At 52.0% G+C, this 25,021-nt stretch carries 26 protein-coding genes and 1 pseudogene; 9 read left to right on the top strand and 18 right to left on the bottom strand.

Annotated features, from left to right (window positions below; translation table 11 throughout):
* The 5 genes from ACREAY_RS01520 to ACREAY_RS01500 form a co-directional block, all read right to left on the bottom strand.
* On the bottom strand, window positions 1-2,825 hold a 2,825-nt coding region (locus ACREAY_RS01520; protein ID WP_431753994.1), incomplete at its 3' end, for a beta strand repeat-containing protein.
* A gap of 905 nt (window positions 2,826-3,730) precedes the next feature.
* Window positions 3,731-4,120, bottom strand: coding sequence for a type II toxin-antitoxin system VapC family toxin (locus ACREAY_RS01515; RefSeq protein ID WP_431753993.1), 390 nt, complete (start codon window positions 4,118-4,120; stop codon window positions 3,731-3,733).
* On the bottom strand, window positions 4,120-4,353 hold the full coding sequence (locus ACREAY_RS01510) for an antitoxin VapB family protein (RefSeq protein ID WP_431753992.1): 234 nt from the start codon (window positions 4,351-4,353) through the stop codon (window positions 4,120-4,122). Before ACREAY_RS01510 ends, ACREAY_RS01515 begins: the two co-directional genes overlap by 1 nt.
* Window positions 4,354-4,427: 74 nt before the next feature.
* Entirely contained in the window at window positions 4,428-4,817 is a 390-nt protein-coding gene (locus ACREAY_RS01505; protein WP_431753991.1) for a type II toxin-antitoxin system VapC family toxin, read from the bottom strand.
* A 16-nt stretch (window positions 4,818-4,833) separates the two neighbouring features.
* Window positions 4,834-5,061 (bottom strand): antitoxin VapB family protein, encoded by a 228-nt coding sequence (locus tag ACREAY_RS01500; RefSeq protein ID WP_431753990.1) that lies wholly within the window; start codon window positions 5,059-5,061, stop codon window positions 4,834-4,836.
* A gap of 150 nt (window positions 5,062-5,211) precedes the next feature.
* Here ACREAY_RS01500 and ACREAY_RS01495 point away from each other — a divergent pair, with 150 nt between their 5' ends.
* On the top strand, window positions 5,212-5,865 hold the full coding sequence (locus tag ACREAY_RS01495; protein ID WP_431753989.1) for a hypothetical protein: 654 nt from the start codon (window positions 5,212-5,214) through the stop codon (window positions 5,863-5,865).
* 152 nt (window positions 5,866-6,017) lie between these two features.
* Here the strand turns inward: ACREAY_RS01495 and ACREAY_RS01490 are convergent, their stop codons facing one another.
* The 5 genes from ACREAY_RS01490 to ACREAY_RS01470 form a co-directional block, all read right to left on the bottom strand.
* Entirely contained in the window at window positions 6,018-8,117 is a 2,100-nt protein-coding gene (locus ACREAY_RS01490) for an AAA family ATPase (protein WP_431753988.1), read from the bottom strand.
* The gene (locus tag ACREAY_RS01485) at window positions 8,114-9,250 is read right to left on the bottom strand and encodes a metallophosphoesterase family protein (protein WP_431753987.1); all 1,137 of its coding nucleotides are present in this window, start codon (window positions 9,248-9,250) and stop codon (window positions 8,114-8,116) included. The genes ACREAY_RS01490 and ACREAY_RS01485 overlap by 4 nt, the downstream gene beginning before the upstream one ends.
* Window positions 9,251-9,259: 9 nt before the next feature.
* A complete protein-coding gene (locus ACREAY_RS01480) occupies window positions 9,260-10,831 on the bottom strand; it encodes a helicase HerA domain-containing protein (RefSeq protein WP_431753986.1) in 1,572 nt (523 codons plus the stop codon).
* Entirely contained in the window at window positions 10,812-11,663 is an 852-nt protein-coding gene (locus tag ACREAY_RS01475; protein WP_431753985.1) for a DNA double-strand break repair nuclease NurA, read from the bottom strand. The genes ACREAY_RS01480 and ACREAY_RS01475 overlap by 20 nt, the downstream gene beginning before the upstream one ends.
* Window positions 11,664-12,194: 531 nt before the next feature.
* A complete protein-coding gene (locus ACREAY_RS01470) occupies window positions 12,195-13,478 on the bottom strand; it encodes an NAD(P)/FAD-dependent oxidoreductase (RefSeq protein WP_431753984.1) in 1,284 nt (427 codons plus the stop codon).
* Between the two features lie 84 nt (window positions 13,479-13,562).
* On the opposite strand from ACREAY_RS01470, the gene ACREAY_RS01465 reads away from it, so the two are divergent.
* Window positions 13,563-17,237 carry a DNA polymerase domain-containing protein gene (locus tag ACREAY_RS01465; RefSeq protein ID WP_431753983.1) on the top strand — a complete coding sequence of 1,225 codons (3,675 nt, stop codon included), beginning with the start codon at window positions 13,563-13,565 and terminating at the stop codon, window positions 17,235-17,237.
* A 31-nt stretch (window positions 17,238-17,268) separates the two neighbouring features.
* On the top strand, window positions 17,269-18,192 hold the full coding sequence (locus tag ACREAY_RS01460) for an arginase family protein (RefSeq protein WP_431753982.1): 924 nt from the start codon (window positions 17,269-17,271) through the stop codon (window positions 18,190-18,192).
* A gap of 38 nt (window positions 18,193-18,230) precedes the next feature.
* Here ACREAY_RS01460 and ACREAY_RS01455 read toward each other — a convergent pair whose 3' ends face one another.
* Together ACREAY_RS01455 and ACREAY_RS01450 are read right to left on the bottom strand one after the other, a co-directional pair.
* Entirely contained in the window at window positions 18,231-20,126 is a 1,896-nt protein-coding gene (locus ACREAY_RS01455) for a threonine--tRNA ligase (RefSeq protein WP_431753981.1), read from the bottom strand.
* A gap of 34 nt (window positions 20,127-20,160) precedes the next feature.
* A complete protein-coding gene (locus ACREAY_RS01450) occupies window positions 20,161-20,367 on the bottom strand; it encodes a hypothetical protein (protein WP_431753980.1) in 207 nt (68 codons plus the stop codon).
* Between the two features lie 81 nt (window positions 20,368-20,448).
* Between ACREAY_RS01450 and ACREAY_RS01445 the strand changes: the two genes are divergently transcribed.
* On the top strand, window positions 20,449-20,586 hold the full coding sequence (locus tag ACREAY_RS01445) for a hypothetical protein (protein WP_431753979.1): 138 nt from the start codon (window positions 20,449-20,451) through the stop codon (window positions 20,584-20,586).
* Window positions 20,556-20,717, top strand: a complete 162-nt coding sequence (locus ACREAY_RS01440; protein WP_431753978.1) for a hypothetical protein — start codon at window positions 20,556-20,558, stop codon at window positions 20,715-20,717. The genes ACREAY_RS01445 and ACREAY_RS01440 overlap by 31 nt, the downstream gene beginning before the upstream one ends.
* A gap of 4 nt (window positions 20,718-20,721) precedes the next feature.
* Here the strand turns inward: ACREAY_RS01440 and ACREAY_RS01435 are convergent, their stop codons facing one another.
* From ACREAY_RS01435 to ACREAY_RS01420, 4 genes are read right to left on the bottom strand one after another with little or no spacing between them, the layout of a single operon-like run.
* Window positions 20,722-21,033 (bottom strand): luciferase family protein, encoded by a 312-nt coding sequence (locus ACREAY_RS01435; protein ID WP_431753977.1) that lies wholly within the window; start codon window positions 21,031-21,033, stop codon window positions 20,722-20,724.
* 52 nt (window positions 21,034-21,085) lie between these two features.
* A complete protein-coding gene (locus ACREAY_RS01430; protein WP_431753976.1) occupies window positions 21,086-21,373 on the bottom strand; it encodes a winged helix-turn-helix domain-containing protein in 288 nt (95 codons plus the stop codon).
* Window positions 21,363-21,986, bottom strand: a complete 624-nt coding sequence (locus ACREAY_RS01425; RefSeq protein WP_431753975.1) for a hypothetical protein — start codon at window positions 21,984-21,986, stop codon at window positions 21,363-21,365. The genes ACREAY_RS01430 and ACREAY_RS01425 overlap by 11 nt, the downstream gene beginning before the upstream one ends.
* Window positions 21,987-22,020: 34 nt before the next feature.
* On the bottom strand, window positions 22,021-22,191 hold the full coding sequence (locus tag ACREAY_RS01420; protein ID WP_431753974.1) for a hypothetical protein: 171 nt from the start codon (window positions 22,189-22,191) through the stop codon (window positions 22,021-22,023).
* 93 nt (window positions 22,192-22,284) lie between these two features.
* Here ACREAY_RS01420 and ACREAY_RS01415 point away from each other — a divergent pair, with 93 nt between their 5' ends.
* Window positions 22,285-22,608 (top strand): hypothetical protein, encoded by a 324-nt coding sequence (locus ACREAY_RS01415; protein ID WP_431753973.1) that lies wholly within the window; start codon window positions 22,285-22,287, stop codon window positions 22,606-22,608.
* 33 nt (window positions 22,609-22,641) lie between these two features.
* The gene (locus ACREAY_RS01410; RefSeq protein ID WP_431753972.1) at window positions 22,642-22,899 is read left to right on the top strand and encodes a Fe(2+)-trafficking protein; all 258 of its coding nucleotides are present in this window, start codon (window positions 22,642-22,644) and stop codon (window positions 22,897-22,899) included.
* Here ACREAY_RS01410 and ACREAY_RS01405 read toward each other — a convergent pair.
* On the bottom strand, window positions 22,891-23,352 hold the full coding sequence (locus ACREAY_RS01405; RefSeq protein WP_431753971.1) for a hypothetical protein: 462 nt from the start codon (window positions 23,350-23,352) through the stop codon (window positions 22,891-22,893). The genes ACREAY_RS01410 and ACREAY_RS01405 overlap by 9 nt on opposite strands.
* A gap of 75 nt (window positions 23,353-23,427) precedes the next feature.
* Between ACREAY_RS01405 and ACREAY_RS01400 the strand changes: the two genes are divergently transcribed.
* Window positions 23,428-24,429, top strand: a complete 1,002-nt coding sequence (locus tag ACREAY_RS01400; protein WP_431753970.1) for an adenylosuccinate synthetase — start codon at window positions 23,428-23,430, stop codon at window positions 24,427-24,429.
* Here ACREAY_RS01400 and ACREAY_RS01395 read toward each other — a convergent pair.
* Window positions 24,426-24,716, bottom strand: a complete 291-nt coding sequence (locus tag ACREAY_RS01395; RefSeq protein ID WP_431753969.1) for a hypothetical protein — start codon at window positions 24,714-24,716, stop codon at window positions 24,426-24,428. The genes ACREAY_RS01400 and ACREAY_RS01395 overlap by 4 nt on opposite strands.
* Before the next feature lie 54 nt (window positions 24,717-24,770).
* On the opposite strand from ACREAY_RS01395, the pseudogene ACREAY_RS01390 reads away from it, so the two are divergent.
* A pseudogene (locus ACREAY_RS01390) lies at window positions 24,771-25,021 on the top strand (hypothetical protein); the annotation flags it as partial.

Genomic DNA, 25,021 nt, shown 5'->3' with positions numbered 1-25,021 from the left:
TCCCTGTCGTCGCTGCCTCCGTCGCTAGCAATTGCATCGACATAGGTCAGTTCGAGTGCACTAGAGAAGTCTTCGTTTGCTAGGTCAGCTACTTCAATGTCTGTTCCGACTTCCACGTTTTCTTGGAAGATGCCTGTGTTGGGGCCAGTTTCTGTCAGGGTAAAGGTCTGTGTGTCGATGTCGTCGTCAACGCTCTCTACCACAACAGATACTGTCTTCTCTGCAACAGTCGTATCTCTGTTGCGATCCTGGTCAGACACCGTAATGGTGAACTCATCGCCACTCTTTACTGCTGCCTTGTTTGTCGATATTGAGCCATCGAATGCCCTGAGGGTCACAGTCACAGATTCATCTCCATACTCGAAGGCGATCTTTGCATCTCTCAAGTTAGCAACTGTGGCTGTTGAAAGAAGGCTAATCTCCTCCGTAAAGATGCCCGTACTAGGTCCTGTCTCGGTCAGTGTGATGACAGAGTTGATGCCGCTTGTGAAGTCACCAATAACCAGTGTTCTTCCGCTAGCTGGCGTGACTATCTGGTCTACGACAGGGATAGTGACTGTTTCTGTGCTTCCGCTGTTGGTGTTTGCATTTGGATCAGTGACTGTCAGGTTGACCTGTACTGCTTCTGTTGCTGTAGGAATTGGCACTGTTGTTCTGTCTACCACGATGTCTTCGTTTGGTACGCCTATTGAAATGGTTGTGTCGCTGTCCTCGTCTGGGCTCTCCATAAGGTCATCGTATGTGAATTCTACGTCTTCACCATCTTCGAGGCCGCCAGTTACAACAGCGTTAATTGCACTCATTTCAAGGTTCGATGCGCGGAAGATGCCAGTGTTCGGACCAGTCTCAATGAATGAGATGGTCAATCCTGTTACCGGCAGTGTTACCGCTGCGTTTGCTGCTTCGAGGGCAAGTGTGCCTATTCCGTTCGGGAATGTGCCGCTTGATGCAGTGTATGTTTCGATTGTGTCAGGGTTAGTGTTCAGATCTGGATCAGTCAGTTCAAGGGTGAACTTGTCTGTAACACCAACGGTTGCAATTGGAGAAGTGATTGTGCCTGCTGTTGTGTCAATGCTTGTGATTACCTTGAAGTTCTTTGATGTGCCTGTTTGTGGAGCAGAGTCGTTGTAGTTGAATTCGATGTCCGGTTCTGTCTCTACTACTGCATTTGTCAGGGTGATTGATGTCGGACCTACTGCTACTGCGCCACCTGTCAGTATCTGTATTGAATCTCTTGTGAGGTCTGCAACAAAGATACCGGTGTTGTCGCCTGTTTCAGTAAAGGTTACACCGCTAACAACGCCTGCCTGCCCTGCAACGATTACGGATATTGGATTGCTAGTTGCAGAGGCTACCGGAGTAGCTGTAGTGAGGGTTTCTGCTGCGGTTGTTGTTGTCAATGTTACAGTGATTGTACCTACTGAGATTGCAGAGATTGCTGCTGTTGTCGAGAATGGGATTGTGACTGTTGCTGTGTTTGGATCAGCGCCGCCTGGTGTTCCGATTGCCACTGTTGCCGTACCCAGTGTTAATCCTGCGCCCGTACCCGCAACACCTACTGTTGCCGTTGTAGCACCAGGGTTAGCACTAAAGTCAAGCGTATTTACAATTGTAATTGTTCCAGAAGTTGCTGTTGTTGTTGTTACAGTTATGCCATTGACTGTGAAGGCTTCATTCACGCTAGGGGCTGCGCCTGGCACTGTTACAACGCCGGCGGCTGTTCCACCGAGTGCAAAGCTGCCTGCTACAAGATCGTCTTCATCTTGTGTGCTAATGTTTCTGTCAGGATCGTTGACCTGCACCTTCAAACCATTGGCAAATGTTGTCGAGTTCGTCAGTGTAACTACTGCATCAAAGTTCTGCAAAGTTACAGATGCGCTAGTAGTGCTGCTGGTCGAATCAATAGCTGCAAATGGCGCCGTTGCTCCACCCACTGCCTCATAGACTTCATGGTCGACGGCTGTGAATGTGTTGCCGGTTGGCAGAGTCGCAGTCAACACGTTAGTGCCAGCTGCACCGTTTACGATGATTGTCTGTTCAAAGATGCCAGTGTTCTGACCAGTTTCCTGCCATAGTGCACTGTTGTATGTAATTGCGTTGGTGCTTGTCAGAAGGTTTGCGGGTGTAGCAAAGGTGAATGTGTCAACAAGTGTCGAGTCAAGGTTAGCATCACGATCTGTCAGCGAAAGAACTATTTCGTTGTCTTCGCCTGCAGTTGTTCTATCGGATGCAAGAGTAGAGGTTTGATCGTCAAAGTTGATGTCTAGTGTTTGTCCACCATAGTTAACTCTGATTGTGTTACCAGCTTCAAGTGCAGAGCTTGTAGTAAGGGCAATGTTGTTTGCACCAAAAGTAGCTACACCGCCGTTAGCAGTTGTTCCTGCACCGACTGCAGTATTTCCAACTGTTGGAGCAGTGTTAACTCTCACAACGAAGGGACCTGCAACACCACCGGTTGGGACAGCTGTATGTGTTGGAGCCGCAGGAACCAGAGGGCCGTTTGATGTTGTAATGAACAACTCGAACGTTCCAGAAGTTCCGATTGCAAAGATTGTCGGGCTCACAGTTCCGAGGGAAGTGGAGCCTTCTCTTGCTTCAATTGTTGGGACTATCGTATCTCCGGATGAATCCTTTGAATCGTCAGTGATTAAGACTCTGACGAATCCGGGGCCGAAGAAAGTAGTTGCGCTTGGCGACATAGAAACTGCCGCGTAAGCGGGTTGTGCGAGAAGACCTACAAAAGCAGCTGCTACTGCGCCAAAAATGAGCATAGCTGCCATTGCGGATCCCGCATACTGCTTCATTCCATAATATGCATTATCCATTATACGCACCGAATGTAAGCGAAGTTGTTTACCTGTACTATATAACTATTATGAACAAAATGTTCATTCTACATCGATTACTGGCAATTTTTGGCTACAGTAATAGAACTATTACACAAACGGCCTCTATTATATGCTTCAATTGTATATTCAGCCTATTGTCGCATGGATTCTTTATTTATTGCCTTTCAATCTATGTAATTTGGATGTATATATGAGATATTAGATCTTGGACATAGAAATTAGTTCTGCGGTATAGAACTGACGCTTCCACGTATTCTTCTATAAGCTGTAGGCGGGTATTGCAATTCAGTTCGATTGACGATGTCCTAACCTCGCTCAGAATATCTTTGACCTTGATGATATTTAACCGCCAAACTCCAGAATCCCGATGCCGCCGTCAAATATCCGTCACACATATCTTTTGGCTGCAACAACATCAAATAACACCTGCTAGACAAAAAATAGCAGGTGTTATGGTGGACTGGCTGTGGCTAGTAGTCCTCTGACTCATCATCGAATGATTGAGGCAAATCCCTGTCTTCGGGAATGACAGGGCAGTCGCCATCAGGCGTGTTTGGTATCCACGGCTAACTCATGCCCTCAGTCTCCGTCGTACTTGATGGCGTCGTTGTCCGCGCTGGGCCTGCGGCTTGCCATCTTGCTGATGTCAAAGACTGTTCGTTTGTTGACATATGTGTCCAAGGCGTCACTGAATTTGGAGAACTCCTTGTCTTCCCTTCTGTCGTGTACGTCGTCATGCAGCGCCTAGATGTTTGCCCCGATGTCCACCAGCACCGTCTTTCTGTTCAGCCTGTCAGCAGTGATGCGGTCAGAAACGTAAAACTTGCCGCCGTCTGTACCCATATGATGCAGGTTGCAAGAACATTATTAAAAGAACTAATTTACCAGCTTTCTACTTTCAGGTCTGGAACGCGCTCAAAATGCCCGGCGTTTCTTGTGACCAGCTTTTGGCCATGAGATAGTGATATGCAGGCGATAAACAGGTCGAGGTCCCCAATGCTGTTTGATTTCAGCTTGTACGACAGCTCGCCCCACAATCTTGCAGACCTGGCGTCCAAGTCCAGGACGTTGAATTTCAAAAGACTTTTGTCGGCATTTGTAACGGCCTGCTCCTTGTTTTTTGCCCGGTACGCCCCATGATAGAGTTCGGCGACAGTCACTGCCGTTATGAATACAGCCTCGCCTTCAGACTCTAGGCTTTCCAGCTTGGCAAATGCCTGCAAAACCCCCCTTTCCAGGCCTACCATGAAATCGGTGTCCAGGCAGGCCATCAAAGCTCTACTCTTCTAAGCTTGAAATTCTTGCGCAGCTCCTTGCTTGATTGTTCCACGGCGTCTGCCAGCCCGGGGTCCGGCCCTCTCTCTCTATAATATGCGAGGATCTCTGGCGCGTTGCTCTTTTGGAACGTCCGTAGGATTAAATTCGAGAATGATTCGCCCTTTTTTTTCTTGGCCTTTAGCGCATTATATGCCTCAAGTGTGATTGTAATAGTCGTAGTCGCCATACCTAGGCAATGCACTTACATGCACTTAAATTTTATACAGCGTCAGGCCCATGAATAACCCGGGCGTGCCGGATTTACCAGCCTTCCACCTGCAAGCCAGGCACCCTCTCAAAGTGCCGCCTGTTCCTCGTGACTAGCACTTGTTTGTTAGAAAGAGCCGTGCTTGCTATCAGGAGGTCTAGGTCTCCTATCGTGTTTGATTTCAGCTCAGCCGAGAGCTGTCCCCAGAGGCGGGCAGACTCGTGGTCAGCAGTCAGCGGCACAAAGGCCTTCAGAAACTCCCTTGCCTTTGCCACCCTCACCTCCCTGTCGCGTGAGCGGTAGGCACCCGTATAGTACTCTCCTATGCTTATCGTGGTGGTGTACACGGTATCACCTTTCTCCCTTATCTCCTTCAATTTCTCCAGTGCCTTTTCTTCCCTGTTGCTGAGGTCGATCAAAAAGTCTGTATCCACGCATACCATGTCAGGTCTTTATCTCCTATTGCCTCATCCGAAAGTTCTTGCGGTGCTCCTCGCTTGCCTGCCTTACGTTTTCCGCAAGCTCGCTGTCAGGAAAGTCATGACTCATTACAACAGACAAGATCCTGTCTGCATTGCCCTCTGCAAACTCTCTCAATATTACATCAGTGAAAGATTCTCCCTCCTTTTTTCTCCTCTTTAGTGTTGCATAAGCTTCGTCGCTTATTGTAATCGTCTTATGGCTCACTGCATTGGTGAATACACATACTGTGCATTTAAACTTACAACTCGAAAATGGGAAATCCGGCAGGGCGCGAGACGTACTTGGATGTAGCCGGCGAACCAATAATGTCAAAATTGACAAATGCATATATAGTTAGCTAACACATAGCAGGACATGCAAGAGCTGCTGAAAGGCGATGCATTCCTGTTTGCCCAGAGGCTGGAAAGCAAGCCGGTCTATTCTATGAAGGAAGCAATTCCAGCAGCCGGCTCTGCAAAGACCGCTTACAGGCGCATAAACGAGTTGAAGGCACTCGGCCTTGCCCAGAGCAAGCGCGGCAATTTTATACTTAAAAACAACGTCGTGTCGCAGCCGGCAAACGTGATTGAAAAACTCTTGCCGTCCCTGATTGCGTTAAGCAGGGGAAGAATATTCGGAAGAAACTATGGCGATTCAGACGTCCGGTTTGCCATGAATAACGTCGAAGGGTTCGTCACGCTTGACTACAAAGCCTACGAGCTGACAAAATTCCAGACCCCCCGTGACCTGTACATCTATGTGGAGGACGTGGACAGGGTCGCCAGTTTTTTAAGAGAAAAAGGGTTCAGGGAAGGCAGGAACGGCAGGGTCGTCCTGCTGCCAAGGATGGGAGATTTTGCAAGTGAGATAGAAAGGGTCTACCTGGACTGCATTGCAAATGGAAAAAGGAGCACCATGGACGCGATAGCCATAGAGCTATTGTACGAGGACAGGTTGAGCACAAGGGGCCTGTTTTCAGTCCAGCAGGTAAAGAAAGTTCAAGAGGACCTGCCTCCGGATAGCAGGTAAAGGTAGGCATAAAAGAACAAGATTAACCATCAATCTTGCCAATACACAATACACAGTGGTGCTCTTCCCGCCGCACTGCCAACAACCGGCGCTGACAGCAGTATAAAAGAACAATTATTTTGACAGTTTTCCACTGGAAATGCGCGCTAGCTCTATTCCCGCGCCACGTGCGACCCTTCCGCGGTCATGGCAAACCGGAACACGGCGTCCACTTCCGAGTCCTCAAAGATCTCCGAGTCGTGAGTGATTATTAGCATCTGGGACAGTGGCCCAGAGCCTTCCCGGAACGCCTCCGATATTATCCTCACAAGCGCCTTGCGCCTCTCCTCGTCAAGGTGCGTCGTGGGCTCGTCAAGTATGACATAGTCGAGCTTGCCGGAGCCCATCATGTGCGCAATGCCAAGCCGGAGCGCAAGCGCTACGGCAACCTTTTCGCCGCCGGAAAGAGAATCCATGTTTATCTCACCGTTCTTGCCGTAGCACGTTATTGCTATTTCCCGCGCCTTTTCTGCCAGCTCGATCCTCGATATCCCAATGTTGAAAAGCGATGCATAGTCTGATGCCTTGCGGGATATCATTCCAAGGGCCCACGACCGCAGACTCATGCCAACTGCGCCGTCACGGTTGAACACGACTGACCGGATGCGCTCCAGCATCGACAGCACTTCCGATGCCTGCTCCAGCCTCCTGACGGCCTCGGAATCACACGCGATCGCCGCCTTTGCATCCTGCGCTGTTTTTTGATATGCGCCCAGCCACGTGGCAGCGTCCTGCAACTTTTGCAATACCTTCCACTTTTCGTCCTTGGCTGCCATGTATTTTGCCATGCTAAAGCTCTTTACCTGCAGGCGCAGAGAGGCAACCTCTTCAGCATAGGATCTCGAAGCGTCGTCAATGGCAAGAATGAACGGGTCATCGCCCACTTTTACTACCTCGATAGGCAGCCGGCTGATCGCGGCCCTCTTGGGCGCAAGGTCTACCTCTAGCTTTGCTACATCCTCAACTGTCTTGATGCAGTTAATTGCAAGAAATGCTTCTGCGGCAGCTATCCGCTTGCCCTCGTCCACCAGCTTTTGCTCCTCCTTCTTTAATGCGATCTTCTCTATCTGCAACCTTGATTTTTCAGCTACCAGCCGGACAGACTCTTTTTTGATGTGGCCGCTATCAAACATTTCATTTACCTTTTGCACTGCCGAGTTGCAGACCGGGCATTTTCCATCCACAATCTGGAGCTTTCCTGCGCATTCCAGCAGTCCCTGCAGCTTGCCTGTACTGCTCTCTATAGCTTCAAGATGCTTGTGGATCTCCTCCACCTCTGCCTTGACCATCTCTAGCCGCATACAGGTCTCTTCCTTGCCTTTCAAAAGCTCCAGCGCACTCTTTGCCTCCCTTACTGCCCTCTCTAGTTTTGAAACCTCATTTGCCACCTGATCGCGCCTGTCAGCAACATATCGTATCAGCCGCTTTTCTTTGGCCTTTATCTCACCGTCCTTTTCCCTCAAAGGTTCCATCGCAGATATCTGTCTGTCAAGCTCGACCATCTTTTCATCAAGTCTCAATTTTTCTTCGGCATATTCTCCTGCCAGCCTCTCAGCTTCCTTTAGTTTTTTCTCATTTTCAACTATCAGAGCCCTTATCCTTGGCAAGTCCTCGTCTGTATAACCAACTTCGTCGCGCAGCCTGCCCCTAAAGCCGGCCACTACGTCTTTCATTGTCGCAAATGCTACGTCTAGCCTATCAATCCCGATGAGCCCGTTCAGCAGTTCCTTGAATTCCTTTGGCTGCGCCTCTATGATGCGTACAAGCTCCCCCTGCTGTACCACCGCCGCCACCTGCAGTTTTTTGTAGTCCAGACCCAAGATTTTTGCCACCTCTACACTCATGGATTCGCCGTACTGCTTGCGCTCGCCTCCAGCAAGTTTCTTGTTGACTGTTTTGCCATGCTCTGACACGAGCTCCAGCTGCGAAAAAGAAGCCGTGCCGGTAGTGGTCAGCGACCGGGTGGCCTGAAACTCGCGCGAGTTGAGCGTAAAGCGCAGCTTGACCATAGCTTGGCCGGTACCAGAGCCCCTCCGCACCAAGTTCTTGTTGTGCCTGCGAGTGTGTTCGCCGAAAAGCGCGAATGTGATGGCATCTATTACTGACGACTTGCCAGCGCCGTTATGTCCAACAAAGATGGTGATCCCTTTGCCAAACTCTAGGCGGGTATCCTTGTGCGAAATGAAATCGTGAAGTTCAAGGTCCTTTATCACGTCGCCGACCTCTTTTTGAAAATATCCCAGACAATCTCAAGTGTAGCGCTCACATCGCCTGCCGACGCCGGTGGTAGCAGGTCTCGGATGGCAAGGGTTGCGGATTCTTCAGAGCCGAGCGCATCTTTTGACAAGCGCAACAACTCTGCGTCAAGGTCCGCGGGCCGCTCGTCAAATGCAAGCGCCTGCGCCTGCTCATCAACTGACTGCCAGACATAATGCAGGCACTCTTCGTTAAGTTTTAGCAGGCTTGCTGCGACTGCGCGGGAATCGATATTTCTGCCTTCCACCTGCACCTTGACTACTGGCTTTTTGCTGCCATAGGAAGAGGCCTTCTTAATGACGTCCTCCATGCCTTCCTGCATCTTGGCAAAGTCAACCTTAATGGTAAACTGGGGCCGTCTCATCTGAAGTGGGATAAATTGCACTGATGTCTCCTCGCCGGACATGTCCACAAGCGCAAAGCCTTTCTCCACTTCCTTGATGCCCTCGCTAGGTGTTAGGTCAAGTGAGCCGGGATATACCAGCGGCCCACCAAGGTTTGCATATCGCTTTTCAATGTGGTCGTGGTAGTGCCCCATGGCATAGTAATCAAAGCCGGCAGGCATGTCAGTCGAGTTGAGTTCGCCGGCAAATTTGTTCAGGTCGGTCAGCCCTTGGTGTAAAACTAGAATCTTTTTTTTCCCAGCAGATAATGTCGCGCATCCTGCATTTTGCAGACGCGCTACAAGCGAGTCGATGTTGCTGCGCCTCTCCTTGTCGGCTCCAAAGATTGTGCAGTCTCCCACTGTATAGGGCTCGTCGAGCTTTAGCCTCCTTGCAAGGCCCAAGTTGCTGAAAATATAGGCAAAAGGAACGTCGCGCATCCTGCTAATATCGTGCTCTCCAAGCACAAAAACGACAGGTATCTGCTTTTCCTTTAGCTTTTTCAGCGCATTTGCAAGTGTTATGACGGCCTTGCCACTCGGCCTTGGCGTATGGAAAATGTCGCCGGCCAAAATGACAAGCCCGACGCCCTCTTTAATCGAGATGTCTATTGCCTCGTTGAACGTCTGGTAGACGTCTTCTTCCCTCTCCTCAAGGTTGAACTGCGAATACCCAAGGTGCAGGTCAGAGATGTGCGCGACGAGCATATCTGTAACTCAGTCCTGAATGTACCCCGAGGGGATGTAAGAATCTGAGGCTTCACTCCCCGCTTCTTTTATCATGGCTAGCTGGCTCCACTGCTCCACCGCCTTTTGGTCTCCTCCTATTTTGCGCTCCTTAACTTCATCGGCCTTTACAAAAGCCGGCAGGTTTACCCACTGACCAGCAAAGACGGCCTCACCGGGATTCAGCGAAGGCAATTGCTCTATAAGGTCGCGTGATAGCGCCTCGCTTGCCGCTGACACCTGCGCCTGGTCGTCCTGCTGGATCATGCGCATTACCGCAAGGGATCCCATCTGGCTTAGAATGTTGGCATCGATGCTGCGCGGCCTTTGCGACACTATTACAAGGCCGAGGCCAAACTTTCTGCCTTCACGGGCCACCTTGGACGCAAAGTATTTTGTTTCAGTCTTTTCGTCTTTTGGGATAAAGATGTGCGCCTCCTCTATTACTACAAGTACGGGCGCAGTAAAGCGCGGCGGCGCCTTTATGTCGTGTGCACTTTGGTTACCGGTCTTGCCCTGCCGTGTCGCACGCTTGCGGTCATCGAGTAACTCTTCAAGATAATATGATACGCATACATTGGCCTGTTTTTCCGTCAACTCCACAAGGTTGATGACGTTTATCTTGCCATTCTTTATCATGGCAAGTGGGTCTGACATGCCCGGATCAAGTATGTTGCTAAACTTTTTGCGCACATAGTCTATCTTGTCTTCTACCTTGGCTGCCGGCTCGCGATAATGCTTTTCCTCGGCTCCCACTGCCTTCACGCCATCCGCAAGTGACTCCCAGAAATCATCTCCCTTGCGCTGTTTGATATCCTCAGTCAGCGCTTCTCGGAGCACGTGGATCTGATTCGATGCGTTTTCCTGGACTTCAATGACTTCTGCCAGCTTGTCTGCAGGCAGCATCCTAGGATTTATCTTGGCTGGCATCAGGTTGATGTTACGCCCCATTTCAAGCGTTGAATAGTCGTCGTGATAATCGAAAACCACCATAGTACCGCTTACCTTGGCTATCTCTTTTGCCAGCATTGATACCAGGTTGCTCTTGCCCATGCCAGTCATGGCAAGGATCGCCAAATGCCTAGAAACGACCTTGTCAATGTTGACGTGCGCTGCTACTTCAGAATTGCGGAGAAGGCTCCCTATCTTGCGCCATTGTGTGCCCTCCGGTGCAAATATAGCCTCAAGGTCTGCCCCCGTTGCTTCAAACACCTGCGTGCCGGGCTCTGGCGGCAATTCAGGGATGATTGCCTTGCACTTTTTCAGCTCTTCCAGGTAGCCTAATATGCGCACGTTGCCCTTGTAGCTTTTGTCATGGCGGTTGGCGGCTGCCACCATCCTGCTTTCAGATGCCTCTTCAAAGTTGCGGATGTTTCCGCCTAGGGCGTCGCTTGCTATCGATGATTTCTCAACCAGCCCCAATACCTTGCCCTTGCCGTACTTTAGTATGACATATTCGCCAATGCTAATTGGCCTTCTTGCCTCAAAGAGGACATAGTCGGGCTTAGCTATGCCTACGAGTATGCCAAGGAGTTCCGATGCTTCACTCATTGAGCGCGTCACGCGACCCCTGTTCGTTCTGCAAGCTGTATATGCTTGCGAGTCTGTCTATATCATCATTGCTTATCTTGCAAGTCTTGTGCGCCAGTTTTAAGCAGTAAGGGTAGCCAGCCACGCTATGGTAGCGCAAAAGACTGAGAACTTTTTTTATTTCGTGTTCGCTTGGCGTTTCCCATGCACTTTTCAACAATTCAATTCTCAGTAAAGGCATCCCCTCTCGCAGACGAGCATACATTTCGACAACAGCCAAGTCGCGAAAAGGCGTCTGGACTGGGGAGCTGTAGCCGGCTTTGCCGCCGCACGCATGGCGGTAATAATAGACATCACCAGCTCTGGATCCGAGAAAACCGAATTGCGCCCTACTTTCAGAGGTCTTGGAAATAAAGATAGAATTTCCATACTTTTCTACTGCTCTAGAAACTTCTGCTGGCGTACTTCTTAAAAGTCGTGAGATAATCGAGCCGTCCACACAAACAATGTCAGTCTTGCAACTATTGCGGGCCTTTTGGGCAACACTCATCTCCATTTCCATTGCTTTTCCCTCGAGCTGATCGCCTCTTGCCGATCCGCTAACATCATTATCCCATTCCTTTGCAAGGATTTCATTGGAACTAGTAACTGCTACTGCTGCTATAACATACAGGTCAAGTCCCTGCAGAGCACGCTTGTTCCAGCTAGAATCAACTCCTGCAGAGCGGCACTCTAGGCCTTTTGGGTCGAATACCACCCACCGAGATATGGCCTCAGCGACTATTTTTTCATAGTTGCTGTCCTTTAGCTTTGCCAGCTTTGCATCACGGTTATGAAGAGCATCGAGGACAATCTCGTTAAACAATCAGAACACAGAGCAAAAGACTATTTCTTTAAATTTTCTACTTTTTGCCTTGCAACCTGTCTGATGAACTCCGAGGGGTAGCGTAAGGCAGTAATATTGATAGTCAAGATGATGGAAAAATATCAGTTAATATTCACTTAATATTCCGAAATACTTGATGAAATTAGGCTGGGAGTACATAAGACGCGTAGATCAAATAAACGAAAATATTCACAAGTATCAGAAATAAGCACCGCATATGCAGAATTAACATCAAATATCGAACCGTATTATCGCATACTAGAGCTGTAACCTCTGAAATGAGTCCAAGGCAGCCAGGCAGTCTGATTTATGCAGTATTGTATAACGCCAATGTCGCATATGCGTTATGAGACGAATTTGGAGAAAAAGGTAACTGGGTAATTAGCACACCTAATAATATTGGATTTCATAACCAATTAATGGCATTTATTACCAGTAGGTTAGCCATTCAGACTTACGTTCAATGGGAAGGGACGCATTAGATCCTTGTCAGACCGTAATTCTAAACGATCACAGACGTGTGGCAATATCCACAGGATTCCATAGTGTCCTTTTCCCACCACTTTCAATCAAGCCCTTTTCGAGGATCTGAGCAGAAACCTTGGCTGCAATAGGGAGGGCTCCAGTGGCTCCAGGCGAATTATAGTTTATGACGTTGATAGAGCTACCGTGTTCCAAAATCAGAGTGTCGGGAACGAACCGGCCATGTGAATCGATCACTGACGACCGAATCCCGGCTGTGCCTCTGATGGTGAATGCGGATGGCCGGATAGCAGGCAAGAATTCGCGTACTCTGTTTATCATCGCCGTTTTTGATAGCGAGCTTTTCAGTTCCGTGCTTGCAAGGGATATGAATTGCCTGTCAAGGAACACCCTCCTTACGCCGGTCCTCGATGACTCTAGTATTTTCGGTATCATATCTGCAAGGTTCCTGCCGTGACCATAGGCGTACGGCCCAAACACCGGCACGGCGTTTGGACCTACCTCCCGTCTTCCATCTGCCCTCACTATCCAATGCGGGTCGAGGAACGGGTATTCTGGGTGCCTCGGGACAGAGTATATCGACAGCTTTGTCAAATCCCGGTACTGCTCAGGCGCCTGCCAGTACTCGCCCCGGAAGTGGAGGTCGGTGTATTCCTTTGCGACTCCCATCGCGTGCGCAACGTCGACTGCCATGCCGCCGGCGGCGTTTATGATGAATTGCGCCTTTATCCTGCGCCCCTGCGCCGTTGCTATCGTGCCGTCGAGCGCTATGCGGCCTGCCCTATGGCCAAGGAGAACGGTGCCGCCAAACGACCGGATGTCCTGCAGCAGCGCCTGCGAGAAGGCGCCATAGTCGACCGAGCCGTCCCTCGTGCACAGGATGGCAGACTCGCACCGGACTGCCGGCTCGATTTCCGCGACCTGCCTCTTGTCTAAAAGCTGCAGTTCACTTTTCGCAAGGCCGTTGGCCTCGCCCCACGCCATGTATTTTTGCAGCCTGTCGATGCCCCGGTCGTCAGTCGCCACTTCAAGCACGCCGTCCTGCTTGAAAGGCAGCCCCTTTGCGCGGGCAAACGCCTGCCACATTTCAAAGCCAAGAGACGCCGCCTTTGCAAACAGCTTTTTCTTGACAGGATCGTAGAGAAAGGGGGCGTGGACCTTGCCGGTGTTGCGGCTGCTGGTGTGCCTTGCAATGTCGCTTTCCTGCTCGATGAGCGCTATTGACGCCGGGTTCCTGGCCTCCCCCGCAAGGAAATACGCGATGGATGTCCCAAGCACTCCGCCGCCTATCACCGCGACCTTGTATTCCAAGCAAGGACAGGTTGCAGCGCTTGTTATTTATTCTTGCAACCGGCGTACGACGGTTAAAATACGACAGATGATCAGAACCCACTGATGGCGCAGCAGGAAATGCCGGAAAGGAGGAGGCGCTATGACGACCTTCCCGAGCTTCCGCAGGACATACCCGCGTTGCTCCTGTCTGCAATTTATTCCGGCGAGGAAAAAAAGGTCTATCTGAAATTCTACGACCCGCGCAGCAACGTCATTTACTACTGGCGCGACAGGACGGACCACAAGCCGTACGCTTATACAAAGATAGAAAACGAGCTCCTGGTCAAAGAGATAGTGACCAGAGAGCCGAAATATTCGATACAGCACGTAAAGAAAAGGGATGTGATAGCCGACCAGGAAATTGAAGTGCTCAAGGTCTTGGCGCCGGACCCACTGTCCATCGGAGGCACGGACAGCAGCCTGCGTGAAAAAGTGAGGTGCTGGGAAGCTGACATCAAGTACCACGAGAACTACATGTACGATGAGGGCCTGGTACCGGGCATATATTACGTCAGGCGCGGCGACAAGATAGAGGAGCAGCTTTACAAGATATCCGATAAAGTCGATGCAGAGCTAAAGAACCTGCTCTGGGACAAGATAAAGGAGGAAGGCGAGGGAGGCAAGGAATACCGGCAGTACGTCACCACGTGGGCCAACCTGCTCAACCAGCCAATCCCGGAATTAAAGAGGGTGGCACTGGACATCGAAGTCGAGTCTGAGGAGGGCAGGATGCCGACGCCCCGAGACCACGACAGGCGCGTCACGGCCGTAGGCTTTTCAGGGAGCGACGGCATGCGCAAGGTGCTGGTGCTTGGCGAAAACATGAACGACGAGGGGACCCCGCTTGTCAAGGAGGCAGAGGTGTGCAAGAGCGAAAAAGAGCTCATCGAAAAGGCGTTTGCAATAGTCAACCAGTATCCCATTGTGCTTACGTATAACGGCGACGACTTTGATCTGCCGTACCTTTACGCAAGGTCGCAGGACCCGCGCATAAGCAGCGACGGCAAGGCCGTGCCAAAGGACGCCGTGCCGATAGTAGTAAAGAAAGAGTCATTCATCAAGCGCGGGATGCAGGCCGAGCCGGTGGGGATACGCCACGGCATCCACCTTGACCTTTTCAGGATGTTCCAGAACAGATCGATACAGATCTATGCGTTTTCCAGAAAATACACGGAATTCACGCTAAATGCCGTCTCTGAGGCGTTGCTTGAAGATTCAAAGTTAGAGTTTGAAGGCGACATTGGCGAGCTTTCCATGCAAAAGCTGGCAGAATACTGCATGAAAGATGCCGACCTAACGTTCCGGCTCACGAGTTTCAACGACAACCTTCTCATCAAGCTCCTGGTGGTAATAGCGAGGATCGGCAGGATGTCGGTGGACGACATTGCAAGGTTCGGCGTCAATCAATGGATCAGAGGTGTCCTATATTACGAGCACAGGCAGCGCAACGAGCTGATACCGAGGACCGACGAGCTGGAAAGCAAGGGCAAGGCGTCCACTGCAGCAGTTATCAAAGAAAAAAAATACCGCGGCGGAGAAGTGGTCGAGCCGACGCCGGGCATCCACTTTAACGTGGTCGTTCTCGACTTTGCCAGTCTGTATCCTTCCATCATCAAGGTCCACAACCTCTCCTATGAGACGATAAACTGCGTCCACCCGCAGTGCAAGGAGACCGGCAAGATAGAGGGCACGACGCATTGGGTATGCCAGCAGAGGAAGGGGCTGTCATCGCTTCTGATAGGGTCGCTTCGCGACCTGCGCGTCAACTATTACAAGCACCTGGCAAAGGACAAGGCGTTACCACCGCAGGACCGGCAACTGTACAACGTCGTAAGCCAGGCTCTAAAGGTCATTTTGAACGCCAGCTACGGCGTCATGGGCGCCGAGATATTCCCGCTTTACTGCCTTCCCGTTGCTGACGCGACTGCCGCCATAGGCAGGAACACCATAAACGGGACAATAGATAAGTGCAAAGAACTTGGCATACAGGTGGTGTATGGCGACAGCGTTCTTCCAGACACGCCAGTGATAATAAAAAGGAGAGACGGCAATGTCGACATTGTTCCTATCGAGTCGTTGATGCCCAAGACAGTGAGTTCTAGCAGGTATGACAAGTTTGGCGACTTGGATGTGTGGACAGAGTCAGGCTTTACCAAGATAAAATACATCTACAGACACAGTGTAAGGAAGAAGGGATACAGGATTCTCACAAGAAAGAGCTTCGTAGAATGTACAGAGGACCACAGTTTGATCATCAATGGCAAGGAGACAAAACCTTCATCTCTTCGAGTTGGCGACAGGATTCAGCTAGTTCCGTTCAAAATAGGATCTCATGTCAACGTCAATCCTGATCTGGCCTGGCTCTTTGGCTTTTTCCTTGCAGAAGGCACGTGTGGTTCATACAGGTATGAAAAACCCTTTGTCCATGTAAAGAACTCGTGGAGGATTGTAAACCGGGATGCAGAAAAGCTGGAAAAAGCGAAGAGGATAATGCAGGAATGTTTAGCCCTTCCCACCACAATCGTAGACATACGAGAAAGCTCTGCATCATACGGGCTTGTTCCGCGCGATAATACAAAGCTACTAATGGATTATTTCAAGGCCATGTGTTACCGTGGGACAGAAAAGGCAATACCACAATGTATACTGAATGCCAACTTGGTTACCAAAAAGGCCTTCATTGAAGGGATAATGGCAGGTGATGGCCACATGGATGTTAACGGCTTGGTAACCATTGATCAAATCCACAAGACCGTCCAAGCAGGACTTGTAAGCTTACTTGAAGATCTTGACTTGGAATATTCCTTGCAAATAAGGGGAGACAAGGGCAACGTTTGCAGGATTCGCGTTATAAAGGATAGCACAGACCTGCGGATCAAGCCGGCAGATGAAATAAAGAAAATTGAGGAAGTTGAGATAGATGGATACGTATATGATCTTGAAACGGAAAATCACCACTTCTGTGGAGGTATTGGTAATGTATTGCTTCACAACACCGACTCGCTCTTTTTGAAAGAGCCGGATCAGGCGGCAATCGACAAAGTTGTGGCGTGGGCCAGGACAAAGCTTGGCGTCGACCTGGAGATAGACAAGCAGTACAGGTATGTCGTCTTTAGCGACTTGAAAAAGAACTACCTCGGCGTGCTGCCGGACGGGACCGTCGACGTCAAGGGGCTGACCGGCAAAAAGTCGCACACGCCGCCGTTCATCAGGACCGCGTTCTATGAAATACTTGGCATCCTCGGCAAGGTCGGCTCGCAGAAGGACTTTGAATCGGCAAAGGAGAGCATCAAGAGCATCGTCCAGCGCGACGCCAAGAACCTGGAGGCGCATAAAATACCGATTGATGAGCTCAGTTTTAACGTCATGATAAACAAGTCCATAAGCTCGTACGGCAAAAAGGTCAGTTCAGCCACGACGATGGACGGCAAGGGCGCGCAGGTAGAGACGTACAAGGGCCTGCCGCAGCATATCAAGGCGGCCATGCTGCTAAAGGACAAAGGGCGCGAGATCAAGGCCGGCGACATTATTTCGTACGTCAAGACAAAGGGAGGAGACGGGGTCAAGCCGGTTCAGCTGGCAAAGGCAGAAGAAATAGACACCGAAAAGTATCTTGAGGCGATGGAGTCGACGTTTGACCAGGTGCTTGCCTCGCTTAGTTTCGACTTCAAGTCGGTACTCGGCAAGCCCCGCCAGCAGAGCCTCGACGAGCTCTTTTGGAGCAAGCCTTCGATGTAGGTTTATTATCCACGCCCTTTGAAATTGCGGCGTGGGCTCGCTTTTCGACCTGTTCACGGTGCCGGAAAAGACAAAGGCTGGATACAGCTTTGTCGACACGCCGGTCAGGATCTCGTTCAAGCAAGCCAGGGTTGCAGTGTATGGCGTGCCCCTCGACGCGACCACTAGCTTTGGCAAGGGGACCGCAAGGGGGCCGGAGGCTATCAGGCTCACGTCGGCGCGCCAGATAGAGACTTTTGTGCTGGACGAAAAGGCCGACATTTACGAGCTGAGCGCGATTTTCGACCTTGGCGACGTAAAGATGCCTAAAGCCAAGGGCTCGGCGCTTGCGTTCCTTGACAAGACGATACCCACGATTGTAAAAGAGCTGCGCAAGCAAGGCAAGATACCTGTGATGCTTGGCGGCGAGCACACGCTGTCATATTACCAGTTAAAGGCGCTGGCAGGCGAAAAGCCGCTTGTAATCCACTTTGACGCCCACCGCGACATGAAGCCCGAGTACGAAGGGATGAAGATGTGCCACACGACGCCCTTTTACCATCTGCTGAAATACATTCCCGGCAAGGATTTCGTGCAGATAGGCATACGCCAGGCCGACAGGGAGGAAAACGAGATTGCCGACAGGAACGGCGTCACCACGTTTGATGCGTGGCGCGTGCACGACAGCATCGACCTCGTTGCTGACTATCTCAACAAGGCGTCTGCCGGCAGGAACATCTACATCTCGTTTGACATCGACGCGTACGACCTGCCGTACGTCCCGTGCACCGGGACGCCAGAGCCGTTTGGCCTGGACCCATTCCAGGTGTTAAAGCTGGTAAAGGCCATCCATCCGACGAGTAAATTGATAGGCATGGACATGGTCGAAGTCGGGCTAAGGAACGACGACTATCGGGAAGGCGCGCTTGCGACACAGACGCTGCTGCGGATACTGGTGCGCCAGTACGCGCGTTAATTCGCGTCTCTAGTGGATGATAGCAGATTCAGGAAAGCTCAAGCCATTATCTGCGGCCTTGTCGAAACGTACTTTGGCAGGTTCAGCGGAAGGTAGGGCTTGTCCTTTACTTGCGCCTTTATCTCGTCAATCAGCTCCTGCATCGTCATCTCGCGCTGCTTGCTGCCTTCCATCCTGTCGCGGACTGCCAGCTTGCCGGAAGTCATTTCCTTGTCGCCAATGACTATGGCATAGCGAATCCACTCTGTCTCCGACTCGCGGATCTTTTTGCCTATCGATTCGTCGCGGTCGTCAATGTCGGCGCGGATCTGGTTTGCAGTAAGCTGATCGAGCAGGCCGTCGCAGTATTTCAGGTGCTCCTTGCTGACAGAAATGATGCGCACCTGCGTGTGCGCAAGCCAGAGCGGAAACGACGGCGTGCCTCCCGTCTTTGAGATTTTCGCGGCCTTTTCCATCAGCGCGTACATCACCCGCTCGATTGCGCCTGAAGGCGAGTTGTGCAGTATTATCGGGTTCTTTCTCGTGCCGTCCTCGTCCACGTACTCGATTTCATAGCGCTTGCCGTTTTCCACGTCTATCTGGTCCGTCGACAGCGCGGACGCCTTGGCAAGGCCGTCGATGTAATTGAACTCCCACTTTAGCGTGAAGTAAAAGAACCGCTCTTCCCACACTTCTGCCAGCACAGGCTTGCCAAGCTTGTCGATGAGCTCGGTGATGAAGTCCTTGTTCTCGTTCCAGAATTCCTTTGTAAACCGGATGGCCATCTCGACGTCCTCGTTAGAGAGGCCGAGCGCGTTTATCACGCTAATTGATAATTCAAAGCGCTTGCGGAACTCCTCCTTTGCCTGCTCCATGTCCTTGCAGAACGCGTGGCAGTCTGGCATCGTGAACGCCCGCAGGCGGCGCAACCCCACGAGCTCGCCGGATTTTTCCCGCCTGAAAGAGTAGCGCGTCAATTCGTAGAGCTTGAACGGCATGTGCTTGTACGACACGTTCATGTCCTTGGCTATCAGGAACTGGCCAAAGCAAGCCGCAAAGCGCAGGAACAGCTGCTTGTTGTCAGACTGGATGTTGTACTGGCGCGCAGGAAAGCGGTTAAAGTAACTTTCCATCGACGGGTGCTTGGAATCGTACATGATTGGCGTCTCGACTTCGATGCCCCCGTACTCCATCACCCTGCGCGTCACGTACTGCTCGATGAGTGACTTCATCAGGCGCCCCTTGGGGTAAAAGCGCATGTTGCCGGCGTCCGATGCCGGCTCGTAATCCGCGATTGCCATCTTTTTCATCAATCGCACATGCTCTGGCTGCTGGTTGACGGCCCTGTTTTTTGATATCTCGTAATTGGTCAGAGTCTGCAGGTTCTGGTCCTGCTTTTTGAACTTGTACTCGCCTGCAGGCGTCAGCACGCCTCCGGGCTGCAGGATAAACCATGACGACTTTAGCTTGTCTTCGTTCTTTAGCGCGGTCGACACCTTGCCCTCGTCGTGCTCGTGCTCGTGGAGGTGGTGCTCGCCGGCAACCTTGGATATCTCTTTGGCGTTTTCCGCCAGCGGATGGCCCTTGACCTTGATGTTGAACGACTTGGTCCACCCAAATGGCGACTGCTGGACTTCGCCTATCGATTCTCTGGCAAAAGTCGCGACTGATTTTACAATTGCTGCTGCAACGTCTGGGGCTGCAAGGTTTGAGCTCAGGTGCGCATACGGGTAAACCAACAGGCGCGACGCCTTTATCGTGTCCATGTATTTCTTGATTTCATCCGCCGCAGCCTTTGCCACGCCTTCGTCGTCGCCGGTCTCTACGGCCACAAACGCGACGACGAGATCCTCGAGCCTCACCTTTGCCTTTGACGCAATGTCTTCGGCGCTCTTGATCTCTTTCTCTATCGGCTCGTACTCGATAAAATCAGAATGCAGCTGCAGCAGACGCATAATCTTGTCACTCTGCCAATGCTAATTTAATGTATTATCCCCACCGGGCCCTCTCGTTGCCCCGGTCTTCCTTGGTGGCCTTTTTCCACTCTTTATAGTGCTCGTGGCACAGGTAGGCGCGCTTGGCGCTGTTGAGCCCCATGTCCGGGGCCATGGCCGCCTTTGATCCGCTCATGGAACGCTCGCCATTGTTTTCGCAGCCGCTTACGCTGCACTTGACGCCCTTGTCGACTCGGCCCATAATCTTACTGAAAACAAGCCTTTTCCAGAGTATAAAAAGCTGACTGGAATGTTAATACCGACCTTTTGCGCAAGGGATCCGATGCCGTACAGCGACCTGTGCAGAAAGTGCCTGCACCCGATGGAAGTGCACACGTACGTAGTGGCGCACATTGACGGCATGGAAGTCCGGCGCTGCGAGATAGGGCCGTGCCCCTGTATAGTGATGGCTTCCAGATAGCGACGACAAAATGCTTAATACTGGCTGCTTGCCGTGTTGGTGGCATGTCTAAAGACGACGCCTTTGACGATGACTTTGAAGACGAGTTTGACGAAGACGAGTCGGATGATGATGACGAAGGCGACGAATAGCCCGTCACGCCGCCTTTTTGCCCAGCCTTTCATACTGCATTTTAAACAGCTCCAGCAGCGCCTCGGCGTCGCGGTCATCCTTTATGTAAAAAGTCACCCAGCCGGACTGCGGCAGGATGTGGTGGGGCACCGCCCTGCCGCTCTTTACGAGGTCGTCCCTGACGTCCATCTGGAACGGCAGGTCGGCCAAGCTCGACCCGTGGATGTGGCCCATCTCGCGCCCGTTCACCCGGAATTCTGTGCCGCCGAACCTGTGCGTGCCGGAGGTGACGCCGGGCCACGAGAGCAATTCCTGCTGCAACTGCTCGACGTTCATGAGAAATATTGGCTGCAGGTCTATTTAACAGTAGCAATAACTTACCTGGTAACTAGACCTTCAGGCCAAAGCCCTCGGCAAAGCCCTTGAACTGCTGGTAGCTCCTCAAGAACTCCATTCCCTTGTCGCTTATCCTGTATTTCGACTCTTTTGGCACCTCGCTGAGGAGGCCGGACGCCTTTAGTTCTGACACCATCGACGAGAGCCGGCGGTGGGGCACGTTTGCCTTGCGGATGAGGTGCGTGACGGAGGCGCCGTTGTCATAGCCCTCATAGCTGTACTGCCTCGCCGTGTCCAGTATGTCGGCGATGATGCTGATGTGGGTCCGGTTACTCGGCAACCTTTATCCCTCCGCCCAGGCCGAACTTGGAAAACGGTATCACCATCAGGCCAAAGCCGGCAACCTTGGCCAAGATGGCCGGATAGTAGAACGACTCGGGAAATATGAAATCATACCAGGCGATGAGCTCCGCTACCGCCAGGGTGCCGAGCCCGGAGCCTATCATGAGGGTACTGCTCCTCATGTTCTGCATATATGACGCTATTGTTTCAATTGACACATATACTAATAGAATAAAAGAAATTGACCTAACAAGGTGTTCTATTGAATTTCCCGGAATGACAAAAGGGGCCGTGGCAAGCGGTATCATGAGGAGCGCTGCGCCCTGCTTTGGCGCAAAGTCAAAAGACGACTTTAGGCCGTGGGACATGGCGATGAAAAAGTACCCGACGGCCTGGGCTGCGAGGCCGCCAGTGTTTAGGAGCCTGGCAGAGTCAGGTTCCAAAAAGAGCGAGCCTATGATGAGGGCAAACCCGGCCGCTATAGAAATGAACGCAAGCGTCAGCCGCAGGAGGTTCGGGCTGCCGATGGCGGTGTAGCCGGTGTATGAAAACCGGCCGATAAATGCAGAGATCGCAAGGCCGGCAATGTTGATGGCAAGCTCGATCTCCAACCAGCCGGTGAGAGGCGGGCAGAGTTATTAAACTCTAGTGCTTTTTGTAGTCGCCCAGGATGTCTTTGTAGCGGGCGTCTTTGTACGCGATGTACTTTACGTATTCGCCGTAGGTCATGTCAAGGCCGCACTCTGCACACTTCACGTATGAAAAGTTGTCTGCAAGCTCGGCTATTTTTTTGCAGTCGGGACACGGCACGTGCATATTATGATCTGGGCTTCAAAACTATAATAACATAATGTCGATCCGGGCTACTTTTGGAACAAATGTTTTAAGTCATTCGTGTGAAGTCTTACTGTGGACAGCAGGCTAAAGCCGGTGTTAAAGAGGCAGATATTGCTGGTGGGCGCAAGCCTCGGCGTCGGGTTGTTGCTATCATACTTTTTTGGCTTTTTCGTGGGCCTGGCGGCAAACATGGCGATATTCATAGGGGCGATATTTTACATTAGGTGGCGCCAGCAAAAGGCGCTAAAGTCGCTTGGCTTTAGCAACGAGACCGCGGGCAGGGGCTATGCCAACGAAGGAATGAAGCTAAAGTACGTGTGCCTCTCGTGCGGCGCAGAAGTCAAGGGCGCAAAATGCAAGAGCTGCGGCTCCAGCATGAAAAAGCCGCTCTTTTGAACGTATAATAATGGCAGGCGCGTTTCTCCACTCATGAGCAAGACCTGCTTGAAATGCGCCAAGCCCATTGAGGAGCCGGCCGAAGACGCAGGAGCCGAGAAATACCCGTCCTGCGCGGCCTGCTGGAAAGAATGGACCACTTATGCCGTCATGGTGATGAACGAGCTGCGCCTCGACATGTCGCTGCCAGAGCATAGAAAGGCCCTGCGCAAGTACGAGCGCGCGTTCTTTGGCCTTGAAAAGGGCGTCGGCGAAGTCCAAAAGAACCCCGAGCAGCCGCCTTCACACTAGACCGAGGGCGCGCTGCGTATATTCTGGGACAAGCCTCAATATCTCGCTTCTTTTGGGCAGGCCCAGCAGCACCTCCTTGAAAGTGTCTGCCAGTACCTGCCTCTCTTTGTTGCAAAGCGACAGAAAGGTGTCCGTCAGCGACTGGAAATTCAGCTTTTGCAGCGATTCCGGCTGCTTCAATATCTGCCTGCAGTACGTGTTGAATATCACCGTGCGGTCCCCAGAGTCAAAGCCCGCAAGCACCTCAAGCCACGTCTTGACAAGGACCGACAGCTTTGCTGGCTCTATCGTGGGCGCTGCTGCAAGTGCGAGCGCTATTGTCTCCTGCCTGTCGACTTCAGACATGCTGAAGAACTCTTTTAGCCTCTTTTGGAGCATCGGCTTTCTCAAAAAGTCAGGCAGGTTTGCAAGTATCTGGATGATGTTGCCGGCCGCTTGTCCGGGGTCGCTCACGGCGACCAATCAAACAGGACTCAATTTATTCCGTGCCCCGGTGGGATTAAATAGCCACGCGGTTTGAGGAGTCCCATGCCGTGCCTTGTGACGGTAGGCGGATTTTTCGGTGACGAGGGAAAGGGCAAGATCGTAGCGTACCTTGCCAAGAAGGACAACCCCAGCATTGCTGTGAGGGGAGGAGTGGGCCCAAACGCCGGCCACACCATCGCGTTTGAGGGCAAGGAATACAAGCTGCGCATGCTGCCGAGCGCCGCGCTCAACCCGTCGACGCGCTTGCTGATAGGCGCCGGCGTGCTCGTCAACCTGCAGGTTTTGCTAAAAGAGATAGAGACGTTCAAGGCAGACGACAGGACCTACGTTGACGCTCAGTGCGGCATCATCGAGCAGTCGCACATTGACCGGGACAAGAGCGAAGACCACCTGAAGGGCAAGATAGGCACCACCGGGACCGGGACCGGCCCGGCAAACGCCGACAGGGCGCTCAGGACGCTGAAAATGGCAAGGGACGTGCCGGAATTGTCATTATTTGTCGAAGACGTCAGCAACTCTGTCAACTATGCGCTTGAAAACAAGGAGACGGTGCTCGTCGAAGGCACGCAGGGCACGTACCTGTCGTTGTTCCACGGGGGCTACCCGTATGTCACCTCAAAGGACGTCACCGCGTCGGGCATCTGCTCTGACATTGGGATCGGGCCAAAGAGGGTCGACGACGTCATGGTGGTCTTCAAGGCATACGTCACGAGGGTGGGCGGCGGGCCCCTTGACAACGAGATCTCGGAAGAAGAGGCGAAAAGGCGCGGCTGGCTTGAATTCGGCAGTGTGACGGGCAGGCAGAGGAGGGCCGCTCCTTTTGACTTTGGCCTTGCGAAAAAGTCGATAAGGCTCAACAGCGCGACCCAGCTGGCAGTCACAAAGCTTGACATAATGTTCCCCGGCTGCGCGGGCGTGCGCCAGTACGAAAAGATGCCGGCAGACGCGCGCAAATACATTGAAGACATTGAAGGCGAGCTGGGAGTCAAGGTGACCTTGATTGGCACCGGGGCCGAGCTGGACGACGTGGTCGACAGGCGCTAGGGCTTGGCGGTAGCAGCCTTTAGCGCGTCGCGGCAGATCCGCAGTTCATACAGCAGCTTTTTTGCGTCTGAATAATCAAGATGTACAAGTTTTTCGCCGGCTAGTGCAAGCAGGTCTGCCTTTTTCGCGGTCCTCTTGACCGGCGGAGGCGAAGGTTCGTGCTCGAGGCCGTGGCGCATCTTGACCTCCAGGACTGCATATTCTATTGCGACGTAGGCGCGCCACGCGTCGGCCTGCATTGCGTCTGCGGCCTGCTGCACAAGATCGCGCACCTTGTCTTCGCCCAACTGTCGTAGGAAGGGCGGATGACTTTAATACTGTAGCGCCCGAGCTACTCTGATTTGCGATTAAAGGCTCCCTGCTACATCGCGCTGGCAGGCCTGAAGGACCTTGGCAGGCTCGTCTGCGCGCTGGAACGGGTGCCTATGCCCGCGTTTGCGCTGACCGTCGCCGGCAAGAGCGCGCTTGCGGCGCAGCTTGACAACGTCAATGGCAGGGCGGTTATCTATTATGCCGAGGCAGAAACCGGCAGTGCCCAGTACATCGCGTACAGGGTCTCAAACGGCGTCGAGGAAGTGGTGCTCACCGAGTC

Origin of the sequence: Nitrososphaera sp. (assembly GCF_050748925.1) — an archaeon.
Classification (GTDB): Archaea; Thermoproteota; Nitrososphaeria; order Nitrososphaerales; family Nitrososphaeraceae; genus Nitrososphaera.
This window is presented reverse-complemented; position numbering and strand designations above follow the sequence as displayed.